This is a genomic window from Nonomuraea sp. GTA35, assembly GCF_041950525.1.
Lineage (GTDB): Bacteria > Actinomycetota > Actinomycetes > Streptosporangiales > Streptosporangiaceae > Nonomuraea.
The window spans coordinates 75,191-94,848 of record NZ_JBGNUV010000002.1 but is presented as its reverse complement, the minus strand read 5'-3'; the positions used below and the strand labels follow the sequence as shown (position 1 = coordinate 94,848).

Sequence of the window (19,658 nt, the reverse complement as noted above, 5' to 3'; positions counted from 1 at the left end):
CACTGATGACGCGTCACAACCGATTCCCACCAATTTCGCGCAGTTTCGGTCGAGAAAGGCGAAGATAAATAATATTCGTATTCTGCGGGTCGAGCGCGCGCGGCGGTCGGGCGCGGTTGGCGGGCGCGCCGGCGACCGCGGTGGGGCGTCCCCCCGGCGCGGCGCGCCTCGCCGCCGGAGACGGAACGGGGCGAATCGCGGAAAGCCCGTGCGCGGGGAGGCAAGGGATCTTCGGGAGGGGTGACATATCGGAAAGGGAGTGCGCCATGATGGGGCATGGGGCCGTCACCGGAAGTCCGAAGCCGGCGGCCGCCCGACTCCACCATGCCCCCTGGAGATCGCATGTCCCGACCGCTGATCGGCATCACCGCCTACTTCGAAGCAGCCCGCTGGGGCGACTGGGTGCGCGAGGCCGTGCTCGCGCCGCCCTCCTACGCCAAGGCGGTCGGGCGGGCGGGGGGCGCGCCGGTGGTGCTGCCGCCCCTGGCCCCCAGCGCCGTGGACGACTACGTGCGCGGCCTGAAGGGCGTCGTCCTGGCCGGCGGCGTCGAGGTGGGGGCCGACACCTACAGCGGCGAGCAGGACGAGCGGGTCCACGAGCCGCAGGCGCAGCGCGACCGGTTCGAGCTGGCCCTGGCCAGGGCGGCGGTGCGCGCCGACGTGCCCATCCTGGCCATCGCCAGGGGCATGCACGTGCTCAACGTCGCCCAGGGCGGCACGCTGATCCCGTGGCTGCCCGACGTGCTCGACAGCGACCGGCACGCCGAGCCGGACGGCGGCCACACGATCCAGGTCAGCGTCTCCAGCAAGCTCGGCAAGGCGGTCGGCGATCGCGTCGAGACCAGCGCCCCGCACCACCAGTCCGTACGCCGCCTGGGCTCGGGCCTGCTGGCCGTGGCCTGGGCCGAGGACCAGATCGTGGAGGGCATCGAGCTGCAGGGACACCGGTTCGGCGTCGGCGTCCAGTGGCACCCGGAAAGGAGCGCCGACAACCGGCTCTTCGATGCGTTCATCGAGGCGGCCCGCTAGGCTGCGATCATGCCGCTGCACCCCCAGGCGCGGGAGTACCTCGCCCGGTACCCATCGGATCTGAACGCCGACCTGGCCGCGCTCGACCTGGACGCGATCAGGCAGATGCGCGCGCAGGACGCCTTCGCGGCCTTTCGCGGGCCGCAGACGAAGCTGCCGTTCGTGCGCGACGAGGAGGCGGAGGGCGTCCCCATCCGCATCTACCGCGCCGACCCCGGCGACGACCCGCTGCCGGTCGTGGTCTACTTCCACGGCGGCGGCTGGGTGCTCGGCAGCGTCAAGCGCAACGACGCGGCCGCCCGCGACCTGGCCATCCGCACGGGCGCGGTGGTGGTCTCGGTCGACTACCGGCTGGCGCCCGAGCATCCGTTCCCGGCCGCCGCCGACGACGCCTGGACGGTCGTGCGCGACATCTTCGCCAGGCCCGCCTTCTACCAGTGCAACGGCAGCGTCGCGGTGAGCGGCGACAGCGCCGGCGGCAACCTCGCCGCCGTGGCCGCCTGGCAGGCCCGCGACGCCGGCCTGCGGCTGGCTCACCAGGTGCTCGTCTACCCGGTGCTCGACGTGGCCATGGACACCCCCAGCTACGCCGAGTTCGCCAAGGGCTTCGGCCTGGACGCCGAGGAGATGGCCTGGTTCGCCCGCCAGTACGCGCCCGGCGCCGACCCGGCCGACCCGAGGCTGTCCCCGCTGCGCCTGCCCGACGTGTCCGGCCTGGCCTCCGCCACCGTCGTGACGGCCGGCTGCGACGTGCTCAGGGACGAGGGCGAGCGCTACGCCGCCCGCCTGGCCGAGGCGGGCGTGCCGGTCGACCTGCGCAGGTTCGAGGGCGCGGTGCACGCCTTCTACGTCCTGCCCGGCCTGTTCGACCAGGCGATCGAGGCCCGCGAGTACGTCGCGGAGCGGCTGCGGGAGCACCTGTGATGGACGCCTACACCAAGCTCAAGCTCGACACCCCGGCCGAGGGGGTGCTGCGGATCACGATCAGCGAGCCGGCCCGGCTCAACGCCGTGGACGCGACCGCCCACCGCGAGCTGGGCGAGGTCTGGCGCGACGCCGACCGCGACGAGAGCGTGCGCGCGATCGTGGTCAGGGGAGAGGGCCGGGCGTTCTCGGCGGGCGGCGACCTGTCCATGATCGAGGAGATGATGCGCGACCACGCCACGCGGCTGCGCGTGTTCGCCGAGGCCCGCGACATCGTCTACAACGTGCTCAACTGCTCCAAGCCGGTCGTCTCCGCCATCCAGGGCCCGGCCGTCGGCGCGGGGCTGGCGGTCGCGCTGCTGGCCGACATCTCCGTGGCGGGCCGTACCGCCAGGATCATCGACGGCCACACCAGGCTCGGCGTCGCGGCCGGCGACCACGCCGCGATCATCTGGCCGCTGCTGTGCGGCATGGCCAAGGCCAAGTACCACCTGCTGCTGTGCGAGCCCGTCACCGGTGCGGAGGCCGAGCGGATGGGGCTGGTCAGCCTGTGCGTGGACGACGACCAGGTGCACGACAAGGCCATGGAGATCGCCGTCCGGCTCGCCGCCGGCGCCCAGGAGGCGATCAGGCTCACCAAGTACTCGCTCAACAACTGGCTGCGCCTGGCCGGCCCCGCCTTCGACGCCTCGCTCGCCATGGAGTTCCTCGGCTTCACCGGCCCCGACGCGGCCGAGGGCGTGCGCGCCCTGCGCGAGAAACGCCCCCCGGCCTTCGGCTGATCCGGGCCCGCGTGCCGCGTGAAACCGGCCCTGGGACTTCGGCCGGGCCAGGATCCGCGCGCGGGACGAATGCTTCCCCCGGCCTCGGGTAGTCGGGCTTCACGGAGGACGACGACGGGGGGAGGAGGTCATCCAGCGCGGCTACCGTCGCGGGAAAGCCGCGGGGCGGTCCGAGTGCCCGCGCCGCGAGGGGTTGAGCAACCAGCTCCCCGCTTACAGGCGTGGCCCGCCCGATTTCGGCGCCAATCGGGCGGCCGGGCTCCCCGCCCCTCTCCGGACCCGGACCTACCGGGGACGGCGGGCGTGGAACACGAAGGCCGGCGGAGTGTTCCGCCACACCGTACGCCCCGGCACCACTTCCTCGAACCGCTCCGCCAGCAGCGCACGGAAGCGCCGTGCCGAGCTGAGCGGGATGGCGTGGATGTAGGAGAACGTGGTGAACGCCGCTCCCGGGTTCATCGCCCCCGTCACGGCATCGAGCAGCTCGCGCTGCAACTGGTCGGGGAACGCCGCCCACGGCAGCCCGCTCACGACCACGTCCGCCATTCTCAGCCCGCGGTCGGCCAGCAGCTTGCTCAGGCGCGTGGCGTCCTCGTTCGCCACGTCCACCTTGGGGAACCGCTCGGCCAGCAGCCGGGCCATCGGCTCGTTCAGTTCGACGGCCAGATGGTGACCGCGCCCGCCCAGCCGCTGCTGGATCTCCGCGGTGAACGGGCCGGTACCCGGCCCGAGCTCGACGACGATCGGCTCGCCCTTCTCCGGGACCGGCGCGCAGACGGCCGCGGCCAGGTGCCGCGAGCTCGGCGCGAGCGCGCCGATCGCCGCGGGGTTGCGCAGGAACTGTCCGAGGAACAGTGCGGTGTCGTTGGGCATGAACCGAACCTAGGCCGTGATCGCGTGTGATCGCTCCGCCGTCCGGGCGGACCTCCGGCCACTTGGAGGAGGCGCGCTCCTCCGCCAGGAGGACCGGGCTCGTCCGGCGGGGCGGATACGGTGTGTGCATGCGTTGGCGTGGTGTGCCGCTTGATGTCCTGCTCGCGGCCTCTGGAGTGGGTCTCGACCTGCTCACCACGGCGCACGCGGGAGACACAGAGTACCTGCCCGCCGAGATGAACATCCCCATGGCCCTGCTGGTCGGCCTGCCCATGGGGCTGGTGCGCCGCTGGCCGGTCCTCGTCAGCCTCTACCTCGCGACCGCCCTGTTCGTCACCGACCAGCTCGGCTCGTTCACCTCCAACACCGCCCAGATCCTCGTCTGCGTGTCGCTGGGCGTGGCCGGATACAGCTCGAAGGTGCGCGCCACCGCGGTCGCCGTGGCCGCGTCGATCTTCGCGACCGCGTTCAACATCGCCGACCCGGGGGTCGCGCTCACCGGCAACATGTGGATGTACTCCATCCTGCTGCCCGTCTTCCCCGCCGTGCTGGGCTCGTACCTGCGCAGCTCGGCCGAGCGCCTCGAGGAGCGCGAGGTCACCCCCGACGCGCTGCTCGCGGCGGGCGGCGTGGCGATCACCGTGCTGAGCACGTGGACCACCTGGCACTCCGGCGCCCAGCCCGTCTGGGTGGTCGGCCTGCTCGCCGTGGTGGGCGGCCTGTCGCTGGGCGTCGCCAGGCGGCTGCCCGGCCTGGTCTTCCTCCTGCAGGGCGTGCTGCTGGTCTCCGCCGACACCTACCTGAACGACGCCGTCAACACGTGCGTGATCCTCACCCTCATCGCCATTGGCGTCTTCGCCATGAGAGTGGTGTCCTGGGCGTGGACGGTGGCCGCGTACGTGACCGGCTGCCTGCTCACCGCGATCGCCGTCGTCGGCGACGACACCGAGATCACGCCGTTCCGCGTGGGGGTGCTCATGACGCTGGTCGCCACGCCCATCGCGATCGGCCGCTACCTGGGCGTGCGCAGGGAGGCCGCGGCCACCGAGAAGCTGGTCGCCGAGGAGGCCGCCCGCGCCGCCGTCGCCCAGGTGCGCGCCGACCAGCTCGCCGAGCGCGAGCGCATCGCCCGCGACGTGCACGACATCGTCGCCCACCACGTCGGCGCCATGGTGCTGCGGGCCAGCGCCGCCCGCTACGCCGCCCCCGACGGGCCCGTCGCCGACGCGCTCAACGACATCCGGGAGACCGGCCACCAGGTGCTGCAGGACCTGCGCGACCTGCTCGACCTGCTGCGCGACCCCGACCGCCAGCCCGACCTGCTGGCCAACCCCGCCGACGTCGTACGCGAGTCCGCCGAGCGCATGGCCGCCGCCGGCCTCGTCGTCGACCTCGACCTCGACCCGGCCACCGACCAGGCGCCCCTCATCGCCCGCACCTCAGCCGCCCGCATCGTCCAGGAAGGACTGACGAACGTGCTCAAACACGCAGGCCCCGGCACCCGGGTCCGCGTATCCGTGACGCCCTCCGAGGAGGGTCTGGACGTCGAGATCCGCAACGGCCGCCCGCCCACCGCCATCGAGCGGCTGCCCTCCTCCGGGCGCGGCCTGGCCGGCATGCGCGAGCGCGTACGCACCCTCGGCGGCACCCTCAGCGCCGGGCCCGACGGCGAGGGCGGCTGGCTGCTGGCCGCCCACCTGCCCACCCACACCCGCCTCTCCCCGGGCAGCGCCGCATGATCCGCGTGCTGGTGGCCGACGACCAGGCGCTCGTCCGCGCGGGCGTGCGCATGCTGCTGCAGGCCACGGGCGACATGGAGGTCGTGGGCGAGGCGGAGGACGGCGCCGAGGCCGTCCGGCTGGCCGAGCGCCACCTGCCCGACGTGATCCTCATGGACCTGCGCATGCCCAGGGTCGACGGCCTGGAGGCGATCAAGCGCGTGCTGGCCGCCCGGCCCGGCACCAGGATCGTGGTGCTGACCACGTTCGCCGAGGACGGCAACGTCTACGCCGCCCTGCGCGCCGGCGCCGTCGGGTTCCTGGTCAAGGACGACGAGCCGGAGCGCATGGTCGACGCCGTGCGCAGGGCCGCGGCCGGCGAGCAGCTCCTGGCTCCCTCCGTGCTGCGCCGGGTCGTCGAGCGCTTCCTGGCCGCCGAGGAGCAGGCCGCCCCCGCCGCCCCGCCGGGGCTGACCGAGCGCGAGCTGGAGGTGCTGGCCCTGGTCGGCACCGGCCTGTCCAACGCCGAGATCGCCGAGGAACTGCACGTCGGCGTCACGACGGTCAAGACGCACATCGCCGCCGCGATGGAGAAGCTGGGCCTGCGCAACCGCATCCAGGCCGCCGTCGTCGCCCACCGCACCGGCCTCGTGGACGCCTCCTTCCGGCCCGTACGCCAGCCGCGCGGCGGCTGAGGTCCGCCGCCGGGCGTACCGGCGAGTCATCCGGCAGGCTGACGACCTCCGGCGGGGCCCGCCGCGACCATGTGGTCCCTCACCTTCGGCGAAAGGACCCCTTCATGGCCGTGCGCGACACCGTCACCATGCCCCGGCCGGCGGGCCGGGTCTCCTCCGGTCTCCTCTACAGCCTGCGCCTGGCCGTCACCGCCCAGGCGGCGGCGCTGCTCGTGGCCGCCTCCTTCGCCGGCCAGGCGGCGGAGTCGGAGCCGATGATCGAGGCGCACCTGCTGGCCGGCATGGCCGTGCACCTCGTCGCCCTCGTCCAGATCGTGCTGGCCGTCCTGGTCTGGCGGCCGGGACGCGGCGCCGGCTGGCCCGCGCTGGCCAGCCTCGCGCTGTTCCTGGTCGGCGGGCTCCAGCACGTCACCTGGCTGTGGCTCGGGGCGCACCTGCCGGCCGGGGTGACCCTGTTCGGGCTGATCACCGCCGTGCTGGTGTGGGCGTGGTCACCGGCAGCCGCCCGCCGCCGCTAAGGTCGGAGACGTGTATGTGAAGATCTGCGGGCTGAGCGAGCCCGGGCACGTGGCCACCGCCGTCGAGGCGGGGGCCGACGCGATCGGGTTCGTCATGACCAGCAGCCCGCGCCGGATCACCTCCGAGCGGGCCGCCGAGCTGGCCGCGCGGGTGCCCGATCACGTGCTCACCGTCGGCGTCTTCCGCGGCGAGGACCCGCAGACGGTCCGCGCGGCGGCGCTGGCCTCCGGCGTGCGCGCCGTCCAGCTCCACGGCAGGCACCCGCACGGCGACTTCACCGCGCTGAAGGACCTCGGCGTCACCCTCATCAGAGCCGTCGACGCCCAGGCCGACCTGCGGTGCGGCGCCTTCGACGAGGACCTGCTCCTGGTGGACGCGCCCCACGCGGGCTCCGGCCGGCAGTGGGACTGGTCCGCGGTGCGCGGCCGGGCGTCCGGGCGGTGGATGCTGGCGGGCGGCCTGGCCCCCGGCAACGTGCGCGAGGCGATCGAGGCCGCCGGCCCGTGGGGGGTCGACGTCTCCAGCGGCGTGGAGAGCTCGCCGGGGGTGAAGGACTCTCGCCTGATCGAGGAGTTCCTGCGGAGCGTCCGTGGATGAGGCGGCCCGCGGGCCGGCGCTGGAGCGCGGCGGCGCGGCGGCGGACCTGGCGCGGGCCCTGGCCTTCCTGCAGGGCTTCGCCCGTCGCAGGGCGCCCGTGGTGGTGCCGGTGGAGGGCGGGTTCGGGGTGCTCGACGAGCGTTTCCCCGGCTCGTACGACGACAACAAGCTGATCGTCACGGCGGCCGGCGTCCAGGAGCCGGCCGGGCGGTTGATGGCGGCGGCCGACGAGGTGCTGGCCGGGCGCGACCACCGGCTCGTGTGCGTGGACGACGACCGGCTCGGCACGGCGTGCGCGCCCGCGTTCACCGCCGCGGGCTACGAGCACGAGACGAACCTGGTCATGGCCTTCCGCGGGAGGATCCCGGCCGATCCGCCGCCGGCCGAGCGGCTCACGCTCGCGGAGCTGGAGCCGGTGCTGCGGCGCGACTGGCGCCGTACGCTGCCCCAGGCTCCCGACGAGGTGATCGACGGGCTCGCCAGGCGGGTGGAGTCCCGGCTGCGCGGCGCCGGCACGGTGGGCTTCCGCGGCGTGCGCGCCCCGTCCGGCGAGCTCGCCGCCCGCGCCGACCTGTACGTGCACGGCGGGGTCGCCCAGATCGAGAGCGTCTTCACCGGCGAGGAGCACCGGGGCAAGGGGTACGCCCGAGCCCTGATGAGCGCGCTGCTGGCCGAGGCCGCCGAGGCCGAGCTGATCTTCCTGGTGGCCGACGCGGGCGACTGGCCGCGCCACTTCTACGGGCGGCTCGGCTTCGAGGAGATCGGCCGCACCCACTCCTTCCTCCGCACCTGATCCCGCCTCCGGGCGGCCTGTCCCCGGGGCCGCCTCGCGGTGGCCTCCTTCGGCGTGCCCGCGCGGCGCGCCCGCCCCGGGCGCGTGCCGCGCCTCGGGCGTATGGCCTGGAGAAGCGGGGGCGGGAGGCGAGCGCCGCGTCGCAGTTCACGCAGTAGGGTCTGCTGCGTGAGCGAAACTTCCGCCGAGGACCGGATCTGGACGGTTCCTAACCTGCTGAGCTTCCTGCGCCTCCTGGGCGTCCCCGTGTTCCTCTGGCTGGTTCTCGTGCCCCAGGCTGACGGCTGGGCCATCGGGGTCCTGGCGGTGGCCGGTTTCACGGACTGGCTCGACGGAAAGATCGCCCGGGCGTTCAACCAGATCAGCAGGCTCGGCCGGCTCATCGACCCGGCGGCGGACAAGCTCTACGTCTTCGCCACCATCTTCGCCCTCCTGCTGCGCGAGGTCATCCCGTGGTGGCTGGTCGTGGTCATCCTCGGGCGTGAACTCTTGGTCGCGAGTTTCTTCCCCGTACTTCGCAAATACGGGTATAAGGCACTTCAAGTGCATTTCCTGGGCAAGGCCGCCATGTTCAACCTCATGTACGCCTTCCCTCTCCTCTTCCTTGCCTCCCACTCTGGGTGGTATGCCGAAATAGCCCGGATTGTCGGGTGGGCCTTCGCGCTCTGGGGAACGGGCCTGTACTGGTGGGCGGGGGTGCTGTATGTGGTACAGGTGCGCCAACTCGTAACCGCGGCCAAGAAGGGGTGATCGGGTGAAGGCGGTCGTCATGGCGGGCGGGGAGGGCACTCGGCTGCGTCCCATGACCGCCAACCAGCCCAAACCCCTGCTCCCGGTGGCCAACCGCCCGATCATGGAGCACGTGCTGCGCCTGCTCAAGCGGCACGGCATCACCGAGACGGTGGTGACGCTCCAGTTCCTGGCCGTGCTCGTGCGCAACTACTTCGGCGACGGTGACGAGCTGGGCATGAGCCTCCAGTACGCCACCGAGGACATCCCGCTCGGCACGGCCGGCAGCGTCAAGAACGCCGCCGACCGCCTGCGCGACGATCGATTCCTGGTGATCTCCGGAGACGCCCTGACGGATATCGATTTATCCGACATGATCCGTTTTCACCGGGAAAATGGGGCCCTTGTCACGATCGGCCTCAAACGCGTCCCGAATCCCCTCGAATTCGGGATCATCATCGTGGACGAAGAGGGCCGCGTGCAGCGCTTCCTGGAGAAGCCCACCTGGGGCCAGGTCTTCTCCGACACCGTCAACACCGGCATCTACGTCATGGAACCCGAGGTCCTCGACGCCGTCGCGCCCGGCGAGCCCGTCGACTGGTCCTCCGACGTGTTCCCCGCCCTCCTGGAGCGCGGCGCCGCCATCTACGGATACGTCGCCGACGGCTACTGGGAGGACGTCGGCACCCACGACAGCTACCTCAAGGCCCAGGCGGACGCCCTGTCGGGCAAGGTCGAGCTGGACATCGGCGGTTTCGAGGTCTCCCCGGGCGTCTGGGTGGCCGACTCGGCCTCGGTGGACCCCGACGCCGTGCTCAAGGGCCCGCTGCTCATCGGCGAGTACGCCAAGGTGGAGGCGGGCGCCGAGCTGCGCGAGTACACCGTGCTCGGCAACAACGTGGTCGTCCGCGAGGGCGCGTTCCTGCACCGCGCGGTCGTCCACGACAACGTCTACCTCGGCCCCGGCGCCCACCTGCGCGGCTGCGTCATCGGCAAGAGCACCGACGTGATGGCCGGCGCCCGCATCGAGGAGAACGCCGTCATCGGCGACGAATGCGTCATCGAGGCCGAGGCCTACGTCTCCAGCGGCGTCAGGGTCTACCCGTTCAAGACCATCGAGGCCGGCGCGGTCGTCAACACCAGCGTCATCTGGGAGTCGCGCGGCCAGCGCAACCTGTTCGGCCCGCGCGGCGTCAGCGGCCTGGTCAACGTCGAGATCACGGCCGAGCTGTGCGTGCGCCTGGCCAGCGCGTACGCCACCACCCTCAGGAAGGGCGAGTACGTCGTCACCTCCCGCGACTGCTCGCTGGCCGCCAGGGCGCTGAAGCGGGCCGTCATCGGCGCGCTCACCGCGGGCGCCATCAACGTGCTCGACCTCGAGGCCGCCCCGCTGCCCGTCACCCGCTTCCACACCGCCCGCGAATCGGCCGCCGGCGGCATCGCGCTGCGCACCACGCCGGGGGACCCGCAGAGCGTGGACATCGTCATCATGGACGACCGCGGCGCCGACCTGCCGCCGGCCGCTCAGCGCAAGCTGGAGCGGGTCTTCTCCCGGCAGGAGTTCCGCCGCGCGTTCCCCGGCGAGATCGCCGGGCTCGCCTACCCGGCCAGGGCCTTCGAGGACTACACCCACGAGCTGCTGCGCAACGTCGGCGTCGGCGGCGTGCGGGACATGAAGGTCGTCGTCGACTGCGCGGGCGGCACCTCCTCGCTGGTGCTGCCCACCCTGCTCGGCCGGGTCGGCGTCGAGGTGCTCACCGTCAACGCCCGCCTCGACGAGGTCTCGCCCACCGAGACGCTCGCCGAGCGCCGCCGCGACCTGCAACGCCTGTCGGAGCTGGTCAGCAGCTCGCGGGCGGCGTTCGGCGTGCGGTTCGACCCGGTCGGCGAGCGCATCGGCCTGGTGGACGAGAAGGGGCAGCTCATCAGCGAGGAGCGGGCGCTGCTCGTCGTGCTCGACCTCGTCGCCGCCGAGCGCAGGGGCGGGCAGGTGGCGCTGCCGGTCACCACGACCCGCGTCGCCGAGCAGGTGTGCCGCTTCCACGGCGTGCAGGTGCAGTGGACCTCCACCGCGCAGGACGCCCTCACCTCGGCCGCCGCCGGCCCCGACATGATCTTCGCGGCCGACGGGCGCGGCGGCTTCGTCGTGCCGGAGTTCAGCCCCGCGATCGACGGGCTGGCCGCGTTCATCCGCCTGCTCGGCCTGGTCGCCCGCACCCGGCTGTCGCTCAGCCAGATCGACGCCAGGATCCCCGAGGTCAAGCTGCTCAAGCGCACCGTGCCCACGCCGTGGGCGGCCAAGGGCGCCGTCATGCGCTCGGTCATCGAGGCGGCCGAGGCCGAGACAGGGGGGCACCGCATCGACACCACGGACGGCGTGCGCGTGATCCGCGACGACGGGAGCTGGGTGCTGGTGCTGCCCGCCGCCGCCGAGCCCGTCACCGATCTGTGGGCCGAGGCCGGGGACGTGGACGGCGCCCAGGCGCTCATCGAACGCTGGGCCCGGATCGTGGAACAGGCCGCGGGGTGATAGCGTCACACGCTGTGATCGGAAAGGGTTTGCCGAAGATGTGCCCGGGGAGTGCCGCAAGATCGTAATGTAGAAACGCGCGGCGGCATGGACCACGGGGCGGCGGCGGCGGTAACTTTGTCTGCGTCCAAACCAACGTGCAGCGCCCCGCCTTGACCTTTGCCGCTGATCAGCGTAAGTTGCGGCATTCGCAAACTTGAAAAAGCGAAGCGAGGCGCGCCCTGAGCACCGTCGCCGCGTCTTCGCGGTAGGAGGCCGAGCCGATCAATGCCGAGCGTCTACTGCACGCAGTGCGGGCACGCCAACCCCGAGGATGCCCGTTTCTGTTCCCGCTGTGGGTCACCGCTGACCAGACCCGAGGTCTCCGGGGACACCACATCGACGATCTCCGTCGCGGGAATCGAGGCGTACGAGGCTGAGACAGGCGACATGCTCCTGGCCGAGCGGGCGCTGGTCGACCAGTTGCCGCCCGGCACGGCGTTGCTCACGGTGACCCGGGGGCCCAACCAGGGGAGCCGTTTCCGGCTCGACAAGGACCTGACCACGACCGGGCGCCATCCGGAGAGCGACATCTTCCTCGACGACATCACGGTCTCCCGCCGCCACGTCGAGTTCTACCGCCACCGCGGCGGCCAGTTCTCCGTGCGCGACGTGGGCAGCCTCAACGGCACCTACGTCAACCGGGAGCGGATCGAGGAGGTTCCCCTGCACTCCGGAGACGAGGTGCAGATCGGCAAGTTCCGCCTTCTCTTCCTGATGCGGGGCAACTCCGGCGCATGAGCGGGCGCAGTGAGCGACTCAAGGTGACGGGCGGCCGTTCGCGGGAGGCCGGATGAGCTCCCAGGCGGCACGCTCGCACATGAGCATCGGGGAGGTGCTCGCGCTCCTGCAGGGCGAGTTCCCCGACGTGACGATTTCCAAGATCAGGTTTCTGGAGGGCGAGGGGCTGATCGAGCCCGAGCGCAGCCCGTCCGGCTACCGTAAGTTCACCCACCTGCACGTGGAGCAGCTGCGCTTCATCCTCACCGAGCAGCGTGACCACTACCTGCCGCTGCGAGTGATCAAGGACAGGATGGCCGAGAGCTTCGGCCGCCCGCGCGCCCTGCAGCAGCCGCAGGAGACCAGGCTCAGCCGGGCCGAGCTGCTCGAGGCCGCCGGCATCGACGAGGAGACCCTCACCGAGCTCGAGGACTACGGCCTGCTGGCCCCCGTGGCCAGGCGCTACGACGAGGAGGCGCTCAAGGTGGCCCGCACCGTGGGCGCCCTGGCCCGGTTCGGCCTGCACGCCCGCCACCTGCGGGCGGTCAAGGCGGCGGCCGAGCGGGAGGCCGGTCTGGTCGAGCAGACGGTCGCCCCCATACTCAAGCGGCGCCGGCCGGGAGCCATCGGCGAGGCCGACGAGGTCGCCAGGGAACTTTCCACGCTGCTGCTCGACCTGCACGCGTCCCTTGTGCGCACGGGTGTCCGATCGGTCCTGGGTCGTTGAGACCGTAGCGAGCTGGGAGGCGGGGGCACATTCCAGGCCCGCTGGGTGTTACGTTGAATTGCGAAGCCAAGTCAGCAGAAGCGATGATCGAAGAGCTGTGCCGGGTGACCGGTCAGGAATACGGAGCAGCCCGTGTTGCAGATGGAGGTCGTGGGCGTTCGAGTTGAAATGCCCACAAATCAGCCGATCGTCTTGCTCAAGGAGGCACACGGGGAGCGGTTCCTTCCTATATGGATTGGCATGCCCGAAGCCACGGCCATCGCGCTGGCCCAGGCGGAGGAGCCCCCGCCGCGGCCGCTCACCCATGACCTCTTCCGCGACGTGCTGAGCGCCCTGGGCGTCGGCCTGCGGGCGGTCAACATCGTCGCGCTGCGCGACGGCATCTTCTTCGCCGATCTGGTCTTCTCCAACGGCGTGGAGGTGAGCGCGCGGCCGTCCGACTCGATCGCGCTCGCCTTGCGTACCGGGGCCCGCATCTTCGCCAGCGAGGAGGTCGTCCAGGAGGCCGGGGTGATCATCCCGGACGACCAGGAGGACGAGGTGGAGAAGTTCAGGGAGTTCCTTGACACGATCACTCCCGAGGACTTCGGCAGGGCGGGGTAGGTATTTCAGTGCATTTACGCTTCACGACGCGCCGAGCCGGATCGTTGACTGAGCATGGTCACGGTCCTACGGTGCAAGTGAAACCCGTGGTCGCCCTTCATGAACCCCCAGATCAGGCCACGGGATGAGAGAAAGCCGGAGGTCCGCGTGGCGGTCAGCAGCGGCGAGGGAAAGACGGCCGGCCAGGAAGATCCGGTGCGGCGCGAGAGCGCGCGGCAGCGTGCCGGGGAGCAGGGCCTGCTCTTCGACGAGCAGCCGACGACGCTGCCGGGCGACATCGGATACCGCGGGCCGACGGCCTGCGCCGCGGCCGGCATCACCTACAGGCAGCTCGACTACTGGGCGCGCACGGGCCTGGTCGAGCCCACGATAAGGGCGGCGCACGGCTCGGGCTCCCAGCGGCTCTACAGCTTCCGCGACATCCTGGTGCTCAAGGTCGTCAAGCGGCTCCTCGACACCGGGGTGTCACTGCAGCAGATCCGCACGGCGGTGCAGCACCTGCGTGACCGCGGGGTCGCCGACCTCGCGCAGATCACGCTCATGAGCGACGGTGTCAGCGTCTACGAGTGCACCTCGGCCGACGAGGTGATCGACCTGCTCCAGGGCGGCCAGGGCGTGTTCGGCATCGCGCTCGGGCGGGTCTGGCGGGAGGTCGAGGGCTCCCTCGCGGAGCTGCCGGGGGAACGCGCGGCGGTCGAGGACACCGTCCCGGCCGACCATCCCGCTGACGAACTGGCCCGCAGGCGCCGCGCCCGCCGCACCGGCTGACCCGCCCCTGGCCTTCACGCCCGGCAGATCGGGCCCGCGCCGCGCCGGCCGACCGGCCCCGGGCCCCTGCGCCCGGCCGACCCGCTCTGGCCCCCGTGCCCGGCAGATCGGGCCCGCGCCCACCGCGCCGGCCGACCCCCCTCGGGCTTCCGCGCCAGGCCGATCAGCTCGGGGCTCCCGCGCCCGCCGCACCGGCCGATCGGGCCGGCGTCGCACGCCGGCCGTCGTGCCCGCGCACCCACGCACCGCACTCCCAGGCGCTCCCGTGCCCGGCTTGACGTGCCCGACCTGACGTGCCTGGACGCCCTTTCACGGGCCGCCACCGGCATCCGTACAGGGCGCGCCGGTGGCCGGAAGTGGTCCGGTGAGCGGTTACCGGGGCCTACCGTAGTAATCTAGGACAGTAAGGCTGACGACCCCGTGCGGGAGAGTCCCCGGGCACCTGGTCCCGGGGCGCCGAAGGAGCAACCCTCCCCGGAATCTCTCAGGCATCCAGTACCGCTCGGGTGAGGCAACTCTGGAAAGCAGGCGCACCCGCCAGGCGCGCCTCACCGACGGTGCAAGCCCCACCGGGGGTGAAGCTCTCAGGTCGTGGCGCCGACGCACATCGCGGGGCCGCGCTGACAGAGGGGGAGACCCGGCACTCGTCCGCGCCCTGGCGCCGGTCTCCATGAAAGCCTCGGGAGGCACAACCCCATGACCGATCTGTCAGCTCCGCCGTTCTCGTCCAGGCACATCGGCCCGTCGGAGTCCGAGCAGCAGCGCATGCTCGAGGCCGTGGGCTTCGAATCCGTCGCGGACCTGGTGGCGGTGGCCGTCCCCGAGGCCATCAGGGCCAAGGACAAGCTCAAGCTGCCCGCCGCGATCGGCGAGGCCGAGGCCATCGCCGAGCTGCGCGCGCTGGCCGGGCGCAACCGGGTGCTCACCTCCATGATCGGCCTGGGCTACTACGACACCGTCACGCCCGGCGTCATCCGCCGCAACCTGCTGGAGAACCCGGGCTGGTACACCGCCTACACCCCGTACCAGCCGGAGATCTCGCAGGGCCGCCTGGAGGCGCTGCTGAACTTCCAGACGGTCGTCTCCGACCTCACCGGCCTGCCCGTCGCGGGCGCGTCGCTGCTGGACGAGGCCACGGCCGCGGCCGAGGCCATGACGCTGGCCCGCAGGGCGGGCAAGTCGAAGAGCGACGTGTTCGTGGTGGACGCCGACGCGCTGCCCCAGACCAAGGCCGTGCTGGCCACCAGGGCGGAGCCGCTCGGCATCACGCTGGTGGAGCACGATCTGGACGGTGACCTGCCCGAGTGTTTCGGGCTGCTCGTGCAGTACCCCGGCGCTTCCGGGCGGCTGCGCGACTTCCGCGCCGTGGCCGCCGCCGCGCACGAGGCCGGCGCGCTCGTCGTGGCCGCCGCCGACCTGCTGGCGCTGACGCTGGTCGCCGCCCCCGGCGAGCTGGGCGCCGACATCGCGATCGGCTCCTCGCAGCGGTTCGGGGTGCCGTTCGGGTTCGGCGGGCCGCACGCCGCGTACATGTCCGTGCGGGAGGGCCTGCAGCGGCAGCTGCCGGGGCGTCTCGTCGGCGTGTCCGTGGACGCCGACGGCGACCCCGCCTACCGCCTGGCCCTGCAGACCCGCGAGCAGCACATCCGCCGCGAGAAGGCCACCAGCAACATCTGCACCGCCCAGGTGCTGCTCGCCGTCATCGCGAGCATGTACGCCGTCTACCACGGCCCTGAGGGCCTGCGCGGCATCGGGCACCGGGTGCACCGCCACGCCACCGCCCTGGCCGAGGGGCTGCGCGGCGCCGGCGTGGAGGTCGTGCACGGCGAGTTCTTCGACACGGTGCTGGCCCGCGTGCCCGGCAGGGCCGCCGCCGTCGTGGCCGCCGCCGCCGAGCGGGGCGTCAACCTCTGGCAGGTGGACGACGACCACGTCTCCGTGGCCTGCGACGAGAAGACGGGCGCCGCCGAGCTCGCCAAGGTGTGGGCGGCGTTCGGCGTGAGCGCCGAGGTGGCCCCGGCGGACGCCCCCGACGCGCTGCCCGCCGACCTGCTGCGCGAGAGCCCGTACCTGACGCACCCGGTCTTCCACAGCCACCGCTCCGAGACCGCGATGCTGCGTTACCTGCGCAAGCTGCAGGACAAGGACATCGCGCTGGACCGCTCGATGATCCCGCTCGGCTCCTGCACGATGAAGCTGAACGCGACCACCGAGATGGAGCCGATCACCTGGCCGGAGTTCGCCGCCGTCCACCCGTACGCGCCCGACGACCAGGCCGAGGGTTACCGGGAGCTGATCGGCACGCTGGAGGGCTGGCTGGCCGAGGTGACCGGCTACGACGCCGTCTCCATCCAGCCGAACGCCGGCTCGCAGGGCGAGTTCGCCGGGCTGCTGGCCATCCGCGCCTACCACCGCGCCAACGGCCACGGCGAGCGCGACGTGTGCCTCATCCCGTCCTCCGCCCACGGCACGAACGCCGCCAGCGCCATCATGGCCGGCATGCGCGTCGTGGTCGTGGCCTGCGACAGCGACGGCAACGTCGACCTGGCCGACCTCGACGCCAAGATCGACAAGCACCGCGACGCGCTGGCGGCGATCATGGTGACGTACCCGTCCACGCACGGCGTGTACGAGGAGACGATCACCGAGGTGTGCGCCAAGGTGCACGACGCCGGCGGCCAGGTGTACGTGGACGGCGCCAACCTCAACGCCCTGGTCGGGCTGGCCAAGCCGGGCGAGTTCGGCGCCGACGTGTCCCACCTGAACCTGCACAAGACGTTCTGCATCCCGCACGGCGGCGGCGGCCCCGGCGTCGGCCCGGTCGCGGTCCGCGGCCACCTGGCCGCCTACCTGCCCGGCCACCCGCTGCACAACGGCACCCCCGTCGGCCCCGTCTCGGCGGCCCCGTACGGCTCGGCGGGCATCCTGCCGATCTCGTGGGCCTACGTCAGGATGATGGGCGCCGACGGCCTCACGGCGGCCACCGAGCAGGCCATCCTGTCGGCCAACTACCTGGCCAGGCGCCTGGCCCCGCACTACCCCGTGCTCTACACCGGCCGCGGCGGCCTGGTGGCGCACGAGTGCATCGTCGACCTGCGGCAGATCACCAAGGAGACCGGCGTCACCGTGGACGACGTGGCCAAGCGCCTCATCGACTACGGCTTCCACGCGCCGACCATGTCGTTCCCCGTGGCCGGCACCCTGATGATCGAGCCGACCGAGAGCGAGGACCTGAACGAGCTCGACCGGTTCGTCGACGCCATGATCGCCATCCGCGGCGAGATCGCCAAGGTGGCCTCCGGCGACTACGACAAGACGGACAACCCGCTGCGCAACGCGCCGCACACGGCCGAGTCCGTCAGCGCCGACGAGTGGCCGCACCCGTACACCCGTTCGGAGGCCGCCTACCCGCTGCCGTCGCTGCGCGACGGCAAGTACTGGGTGCCGGTGCGCCGCATCGACCAGGCCTACGGCGACCGCAACCTGGTGTGCTCGTGCCCGCCCCTCGAGGCCTACGAGGACTGACCTCCCGGCCTGCCCGCCTGCCCGCACGCCCGACACGCGCGGGGCGCGGCTCCGCGCCCCGCGCGTGCCGGGCTTGTCCCGGAACGCGTCCGGGCAGGTCCGGGTGCGCCCGCCGATCGGGGGCATGGCTCGTGCCAGTCCTTCGGTGTCAAGTGAGCAGACATGATCGCCGATAGTCGTTAGGCTCGGTGCGACTGCCGCCCCAAGGAGCTCTCTTGACGTCCTCAGAGCTGGAGACCCCGCCCCTCGACACCGCCCGCCTGCTGGCCGAGCGCGGTGACCTCGACGCCGCCGCCCGCATACTCGGCGAGCTGGCCGCCGACCCCGACGGGCCCGACAGGGCGCAGGCCGCGGTCGGCCTCGCCGTGGTGCTCGAACAACGCGGCGACGTCGAGGGGGCCAGGGCCGCCGCCAGGACCGCGCTGGCCACCGGCCACCCCGAGTACGCCGCCCAGGCCGCCTGTCACCTCGCCCAGGGGTTCGAGCGGGAGGGCCGCGACGAGCAGGCCAGGGCCGCCTGGCAGGCCGTCCTGGGGGTCGGCACGGCCGCGTACGTGCCGCTGGCCCACCTCGCGCTGGCCCGGCTGGCCACCCGGGCGGAGCAGCTGGAGGAGGCGGAGAAGGAGTTCCGCGCCGCCATGGAGACCGGCGCGCAGGCCGGTGAGGAGCGGATCGGGGCGCAGGCCGCGGCCCAGCTCGCCGAGCTGATGATGGAGCACGCCGAGCCCGGCGCGGCGGCCGAGGTGCTCCTGGACGCCCTGGAGTTCGCCCCCGGGGACGAGGTGCCCGGGCTGCGGGTCCAGCTCGGCATCGCGCACCTGGAGCTGGCCTGCGCCGAGTTCGCCGAGAGCGTCGAGGGCGGGGCCGACGCGCAGACCGGCGCGCTGGCGATCGAGCTGCTCGCCCGCACGCTGCCGCTGCGCGGGCGGGCCGAGGACGCCGGCCGGGTCTGGTCCTACGGGCTGGAGCACGAGGACGAGACGCTGGCCGCCGAGGTGCGCCTGCGCTACCACCGCGACGCCTGAGAATCCCGGGGGGCGCCTCAGGGGCGCCTCAAGGGCGCCGCATGGTCGCGGCGGCGGCGGCCACGTTGATCAGCACGATCGACAGCCACGCCACCAGCAGCCCCGCTCCGCCGGCGCTCGCCGCGATCGCCGTCAGCGGCACGCCGATGCCCAGCGAGCCCAGCACGATCGGGACCATCGGCGAGCTCTGGTTGCGGCGCCCGGCCCGCACGGGATCCTGATGATCCAGCTCGGCCCGCACGCGCGCGGCGATCGTGGCGTCGAGCCGCTCCACGAACGAGTCGATGAGCGCGGTCTCGTACTCCGGGCCCAGATCGCGGCGCGCTTCGAGCGTGGCCTGCAGATCATCCCGGAGGCGTTTGTCTGGCATGGGGAAAATCATCCCTGCCCCGCGGCGCGCCGTCATCCGCCCTGAGGGCTAGGCCCCGATCCTCCCCAGGTACGGTGCTGCCATGCAGGTGATGACGCCGCGGGGGCCGGCGCTGGTGGAGCTCGACGAGGTCGCGGAGCCGCGGCTGCTGCTGGTGCTGACCCACGGATCGGCCGGGGGAGTGGACGCTCCCGACCTGCTGGCGGTGCGCGACGCCGCGCTCGCGGCCGGGGCCAGCGTGGCGCGGGTGACGCAGGCGTTCAGGGTGGCGGGGGCGCGGGCGCCCGGCTCGGCGGTCAAGCAGGACGAGGCGTGGGAGATCGTCCTGCGCGAGCTGCGCGCGGGCAGGTCCGGGCTGCCCCTCGTGCAGGGCGGGCGGAGCAACGGGGCGCGGGTGGCGTGCCGTACGGCCAAGGCGGTCGGCGCGGCGGCCGTGGTGGCGCTGGCCTTCCCGCTGCACCCGCCGGGGCGGCCGGAGCGTTCCAGGGCCGAGGAGCTGCGCGGGGCCGGGGTGGACGTGCTGGTGGTCAACGGGGATCGGGACCCGTTCGGGATCCCCGACGCTGCGGACGCCGCGAGGCTGGTGGTCCTGCCGGGGGAGAACCACGACCTCAAGCGCGACCCCGCCAGAGTGGGCGAGGTCGTCGCCGAATGGATCATGCGCTACGCGTAGCCGGGACGTCGCTTCGCGC

General features: G+C 72.7%; 19 protein-coding genes and 1 riboswitch. Of the genes, 17 read left to right on the top strand and 2 right to left on the bottom strand.

Going from position 1 to position 19,658, the window contains the following annotated elements; translation table 11 throughout:
- Window positions 1–342 precede the first annotated feature (342 nt).
- Genes ACBJ32_RS07230 through ACBJ32_RS07220 form a run of 3 tightly spaced genes read left to right on the top strand, consistent with a single transcriptional unit; the run spans window position 343 to window position 2,735 of the window.
- Window positions 343–1,029 carry a gamma-glutamyl-gamma-aminobutyrate hydrolase family protein gene (locus ACBJ32_RS07230; RefSeq protein WP_375126043.1) on the top strand — a complete coding sequence of 229 codons (687 nt, stop codon included), beginning with the start codon at window positions 343–345 and terminating at the stop codon, window positions 1,027–1,029.
- Between the two features lie 9 nt (window positions 1,030–1,038).
- Window positions 1,039–1,953, top strand: a complete 915-nt coding sequence (locus ACBJ32_RS07225; protein ID WP_357884246.1) for an alpha/beta hydrolase — start codon at window positions 1,039–1,041, stop codon at window positions 1,951–1,953.
- Window positions 1,953–2,735, top strand: coding sequence for an enoyl-CoA hydratase/isomerase family protein (locus ACBJ32_RS07220; protein WP_375126042.1), 783 nt, complete (start codon window positions 1,953–1,955; stop codon window positions 2,733–2,735). The genes ACBJ32_RS07225 and ACBJ32_RS07220 overlap by 1 nt, the downstream gene beginning before the upstream one ends.
- Window positions 2,736–3,020: 285 nt before the next feature.
- Here ACBJ32_RS07220 and ACBJ32_RS07215 read toward each other — a convergent pair whose 3' ends face one another.
- Window positions 3,021–3,608, bottom strand: a complete 588-nt coding sequence (locus tag ACBJ32_RS07215; protein ID WP_375126041.1) for a class I SAM-dependent methyltransferase — start codon at window positions 3,606–3,608, stop codon at window positions 3,021–3,023.
- Between the two features lie 128 nt (window positions 3,609–3,736).
- On the opposite strand from ACBJ32_RS07215, the gene ACBJ32_RS07210 reads away from it, so the two are divergent.
- From ACBJ32_RS07210 to ACBJ32_RS07150, 13 genes are all read left to right on the top strand, one after another.
- Window positions 3,737–5,347 carry a histidine kinase gene (locus ACBJ32_RS07210; protein WP_357884252.1) on the top strand — a complete coding sequence of 537 codons (1,611 nt, stop codon included), beginning with the start codon at window positions 3,737–3,739 and terminating at the stop codon, window positions 5,345–5,347.
- Window positions 5,344–6,021: a response regulator transcription factor gene (locus ACBJ32_RS07205; protein ID WP_080040284.1), complete on the top strand. Its 678-nt coding sequence runs from the start codon at window positions 5,344–5,346 to the stop codon at window positions 6,019–6,021. Before ACBJ32_RS07210 ends, ACBJ32_RS07205 begins: the two co-directional genes overlap by 4 nt.
- Before the next feature lie 104 nt (window positions 6,022–6,125).
- The gene (locus ACBJ32_RS07200) at window positions 6,126–6,539 is read left to right on the top strand and encodes a hypothetical protein (protein WP_375126040.1); all 414 of its coding nucleotides are present in this window, start codon (window positions 6,126–6,128) and stop codon (window positions 6,537–6,539) included.
- A gap of 10 nt (window positions 6,540–6,549) precedes the next feature.
- On the top strand, window positions 6,550–7,137 hold the full coding sequence (locus tag ACBJ32_RS07195) for a phosphoribosylanthranilate isomerase (protein WP_375126039.1): 588 nt from the start codon (window positions 6,550–6,552) through the stop codon (window positions 7,135–7,137).
- The gene (locus tag ACBJ32_RS07190; protein ID WP_375126038.1) at window positions 7,130–7,930 is read left to right on the top strand and encodes a GNAT family N-acetyltransferase; all 801 of its coding nucleotides are present in this window, start codon (window positions 7,130–7,132) and stop codon (window positions 7,928–7,930) included. Before ACBJ32_RS07195 ends, ACBJ32_RS07190 begins: the two co-directional genes overlap by 8 nt.
- A gap of 168 nt (window positions 7,931–8,098) precedes the next feature.
- Window positions 8,099–8,680, top strand: coding sequence for a CDP-alcohol phosphatidyltransferase family protein (locus ACBJ32_RS07185; RefSeq protein WP_357884260.1), 582 nt, complete (start codon window positions 8,099–8,101; stop codon window positions 8,678–8,680).
- A 4-nt stretch (window positions 8,681–8,684) separates the two neighbouring features.
- On the top strand, window positions 8,685–11,189 hold the full coding sequence (locus ACBJ32_RS07180; protein ID WP_375126037.1) for a sugar phosphate nucleotidyltransferase: 2,505 nt from the start codon (window positions 8,685–8,687) through the stop codon (window positions 11,187–11,189).
- A gap of 267 nt (window positions 11,190–11,456) precedes the next feature.
- The gene (locus ACBJ32_RS07175; protein ID WP_357884264.1) at window positions 11,457–11,969 is read left to right on the top strand and encodes an FHA domain-containing protein; all 513 of its coding nucleotides are present in this window, start codon (window positions 11,457–11,459) and stop codon (window positions 11,967–11,969) included.
- 52 nt (window positions 11,970–12,021) lie between these two features.
- On the top strand, window positions 12,022–12,675 hold the full coding sequence (locus ACBJ32_RS07170) for a MerR family transcriptional regulator (protein WP_357884266.1): 654 nt from the start codon (window positions 12,022–12,024) through the stop codon (window positions 12,673–12,675).
- Between the two features lie 132 nt (window positions 12,676–12,807).
- The gene (locus ACBJ32_RS07165; RefSeq protein ID WP_185105941.1) at window positions 12,808–13,278 is read left to right on the top strand and encodes a bifunctional nuclease family protein; all 471 of its coding nucleotides are present in this window, start codon (window positions 12,808–12,810) and stop codon (window positions 13,276–13,278) included.
- 147 nt (window positions 13,279–13,425) lie between these two features.
- Entirely contained in the window at window positions 13,426–14,046 is a 621-nt protein-coding gene (locus tag ACBJ32_RS07160) for a MerR family transcriptional regulator (RefSeq protein ID WP_155127945.1), read from the top strand.
- 413 nt (window positions 14,047–14,459) lie between these two features.
- Window positions 14,460–14,557, top strand: a riboswitch (glycine riboswitch).
- Between the two features lie 185 nt (window positions 14,558–14,742).
- Window positions 14,743–17,571 carry an aminomethyl-transferring glycine dehydrogenase gene (gene gcvP, locus ACBJ32_RS07155; RefSeq protein ID WP_375126036.1) on the top strand — a complete coding sequence of 943 codons (2,829 nt, stop codon included), beginning with the start codon at window positions 14,743–14,745 and terminating at the stop codon, window positions 17,569–17,571.
- A gap of 215 nt (window positions 17,572–17,786) precedes the next feature.
- The gene (locus tag ACBJ32_RS07150; protein ID WP_375126035.1) at window positions 17,787–18,596 is read left to right on the top strand and encodes a hypothetical protein; all 810 of its coding nucleotides are present in this window, start codon (window positions 17,787–17,789) and stop codon (window positions 18,594–18,596) included.
- Between the two features lie 28 nt (window positions 18,597–18,624).
- Here ACBJ32_RS07150 and ACBJ32_RS07145 read toward each other — a convergent pair whose 3' ends face one another.
- A complete protein-coding gene (locus ACBJ32_RS07145; protein ID WP_357884273.1) occupies window positions 18,625–18,966 on the bottom strand; it encodes a hypothetical protein in 342 nt (113 codons plus the stop codon).
- A gap of 82 nt (window positions 18,967–19,048) precedes the next feature.
- On the opposite strand from ACBJ32_RS07145, the gene ACBJ32_RS07140 reads away from it, so the two are divergent.
- Window positions 19,049–19,639, top strand: a complete 591-nt coding sequence (locus ACBJ32_RS07140) for an alpha/beta family hydrolase (RefSeq protein ID WP_375126034.1) — start codon at window positions 19,049–19,051, stop codon at window positions 19,637–19,639.
- Window positions 19,640–19,658: the final 19 nt, after the last annotated feature.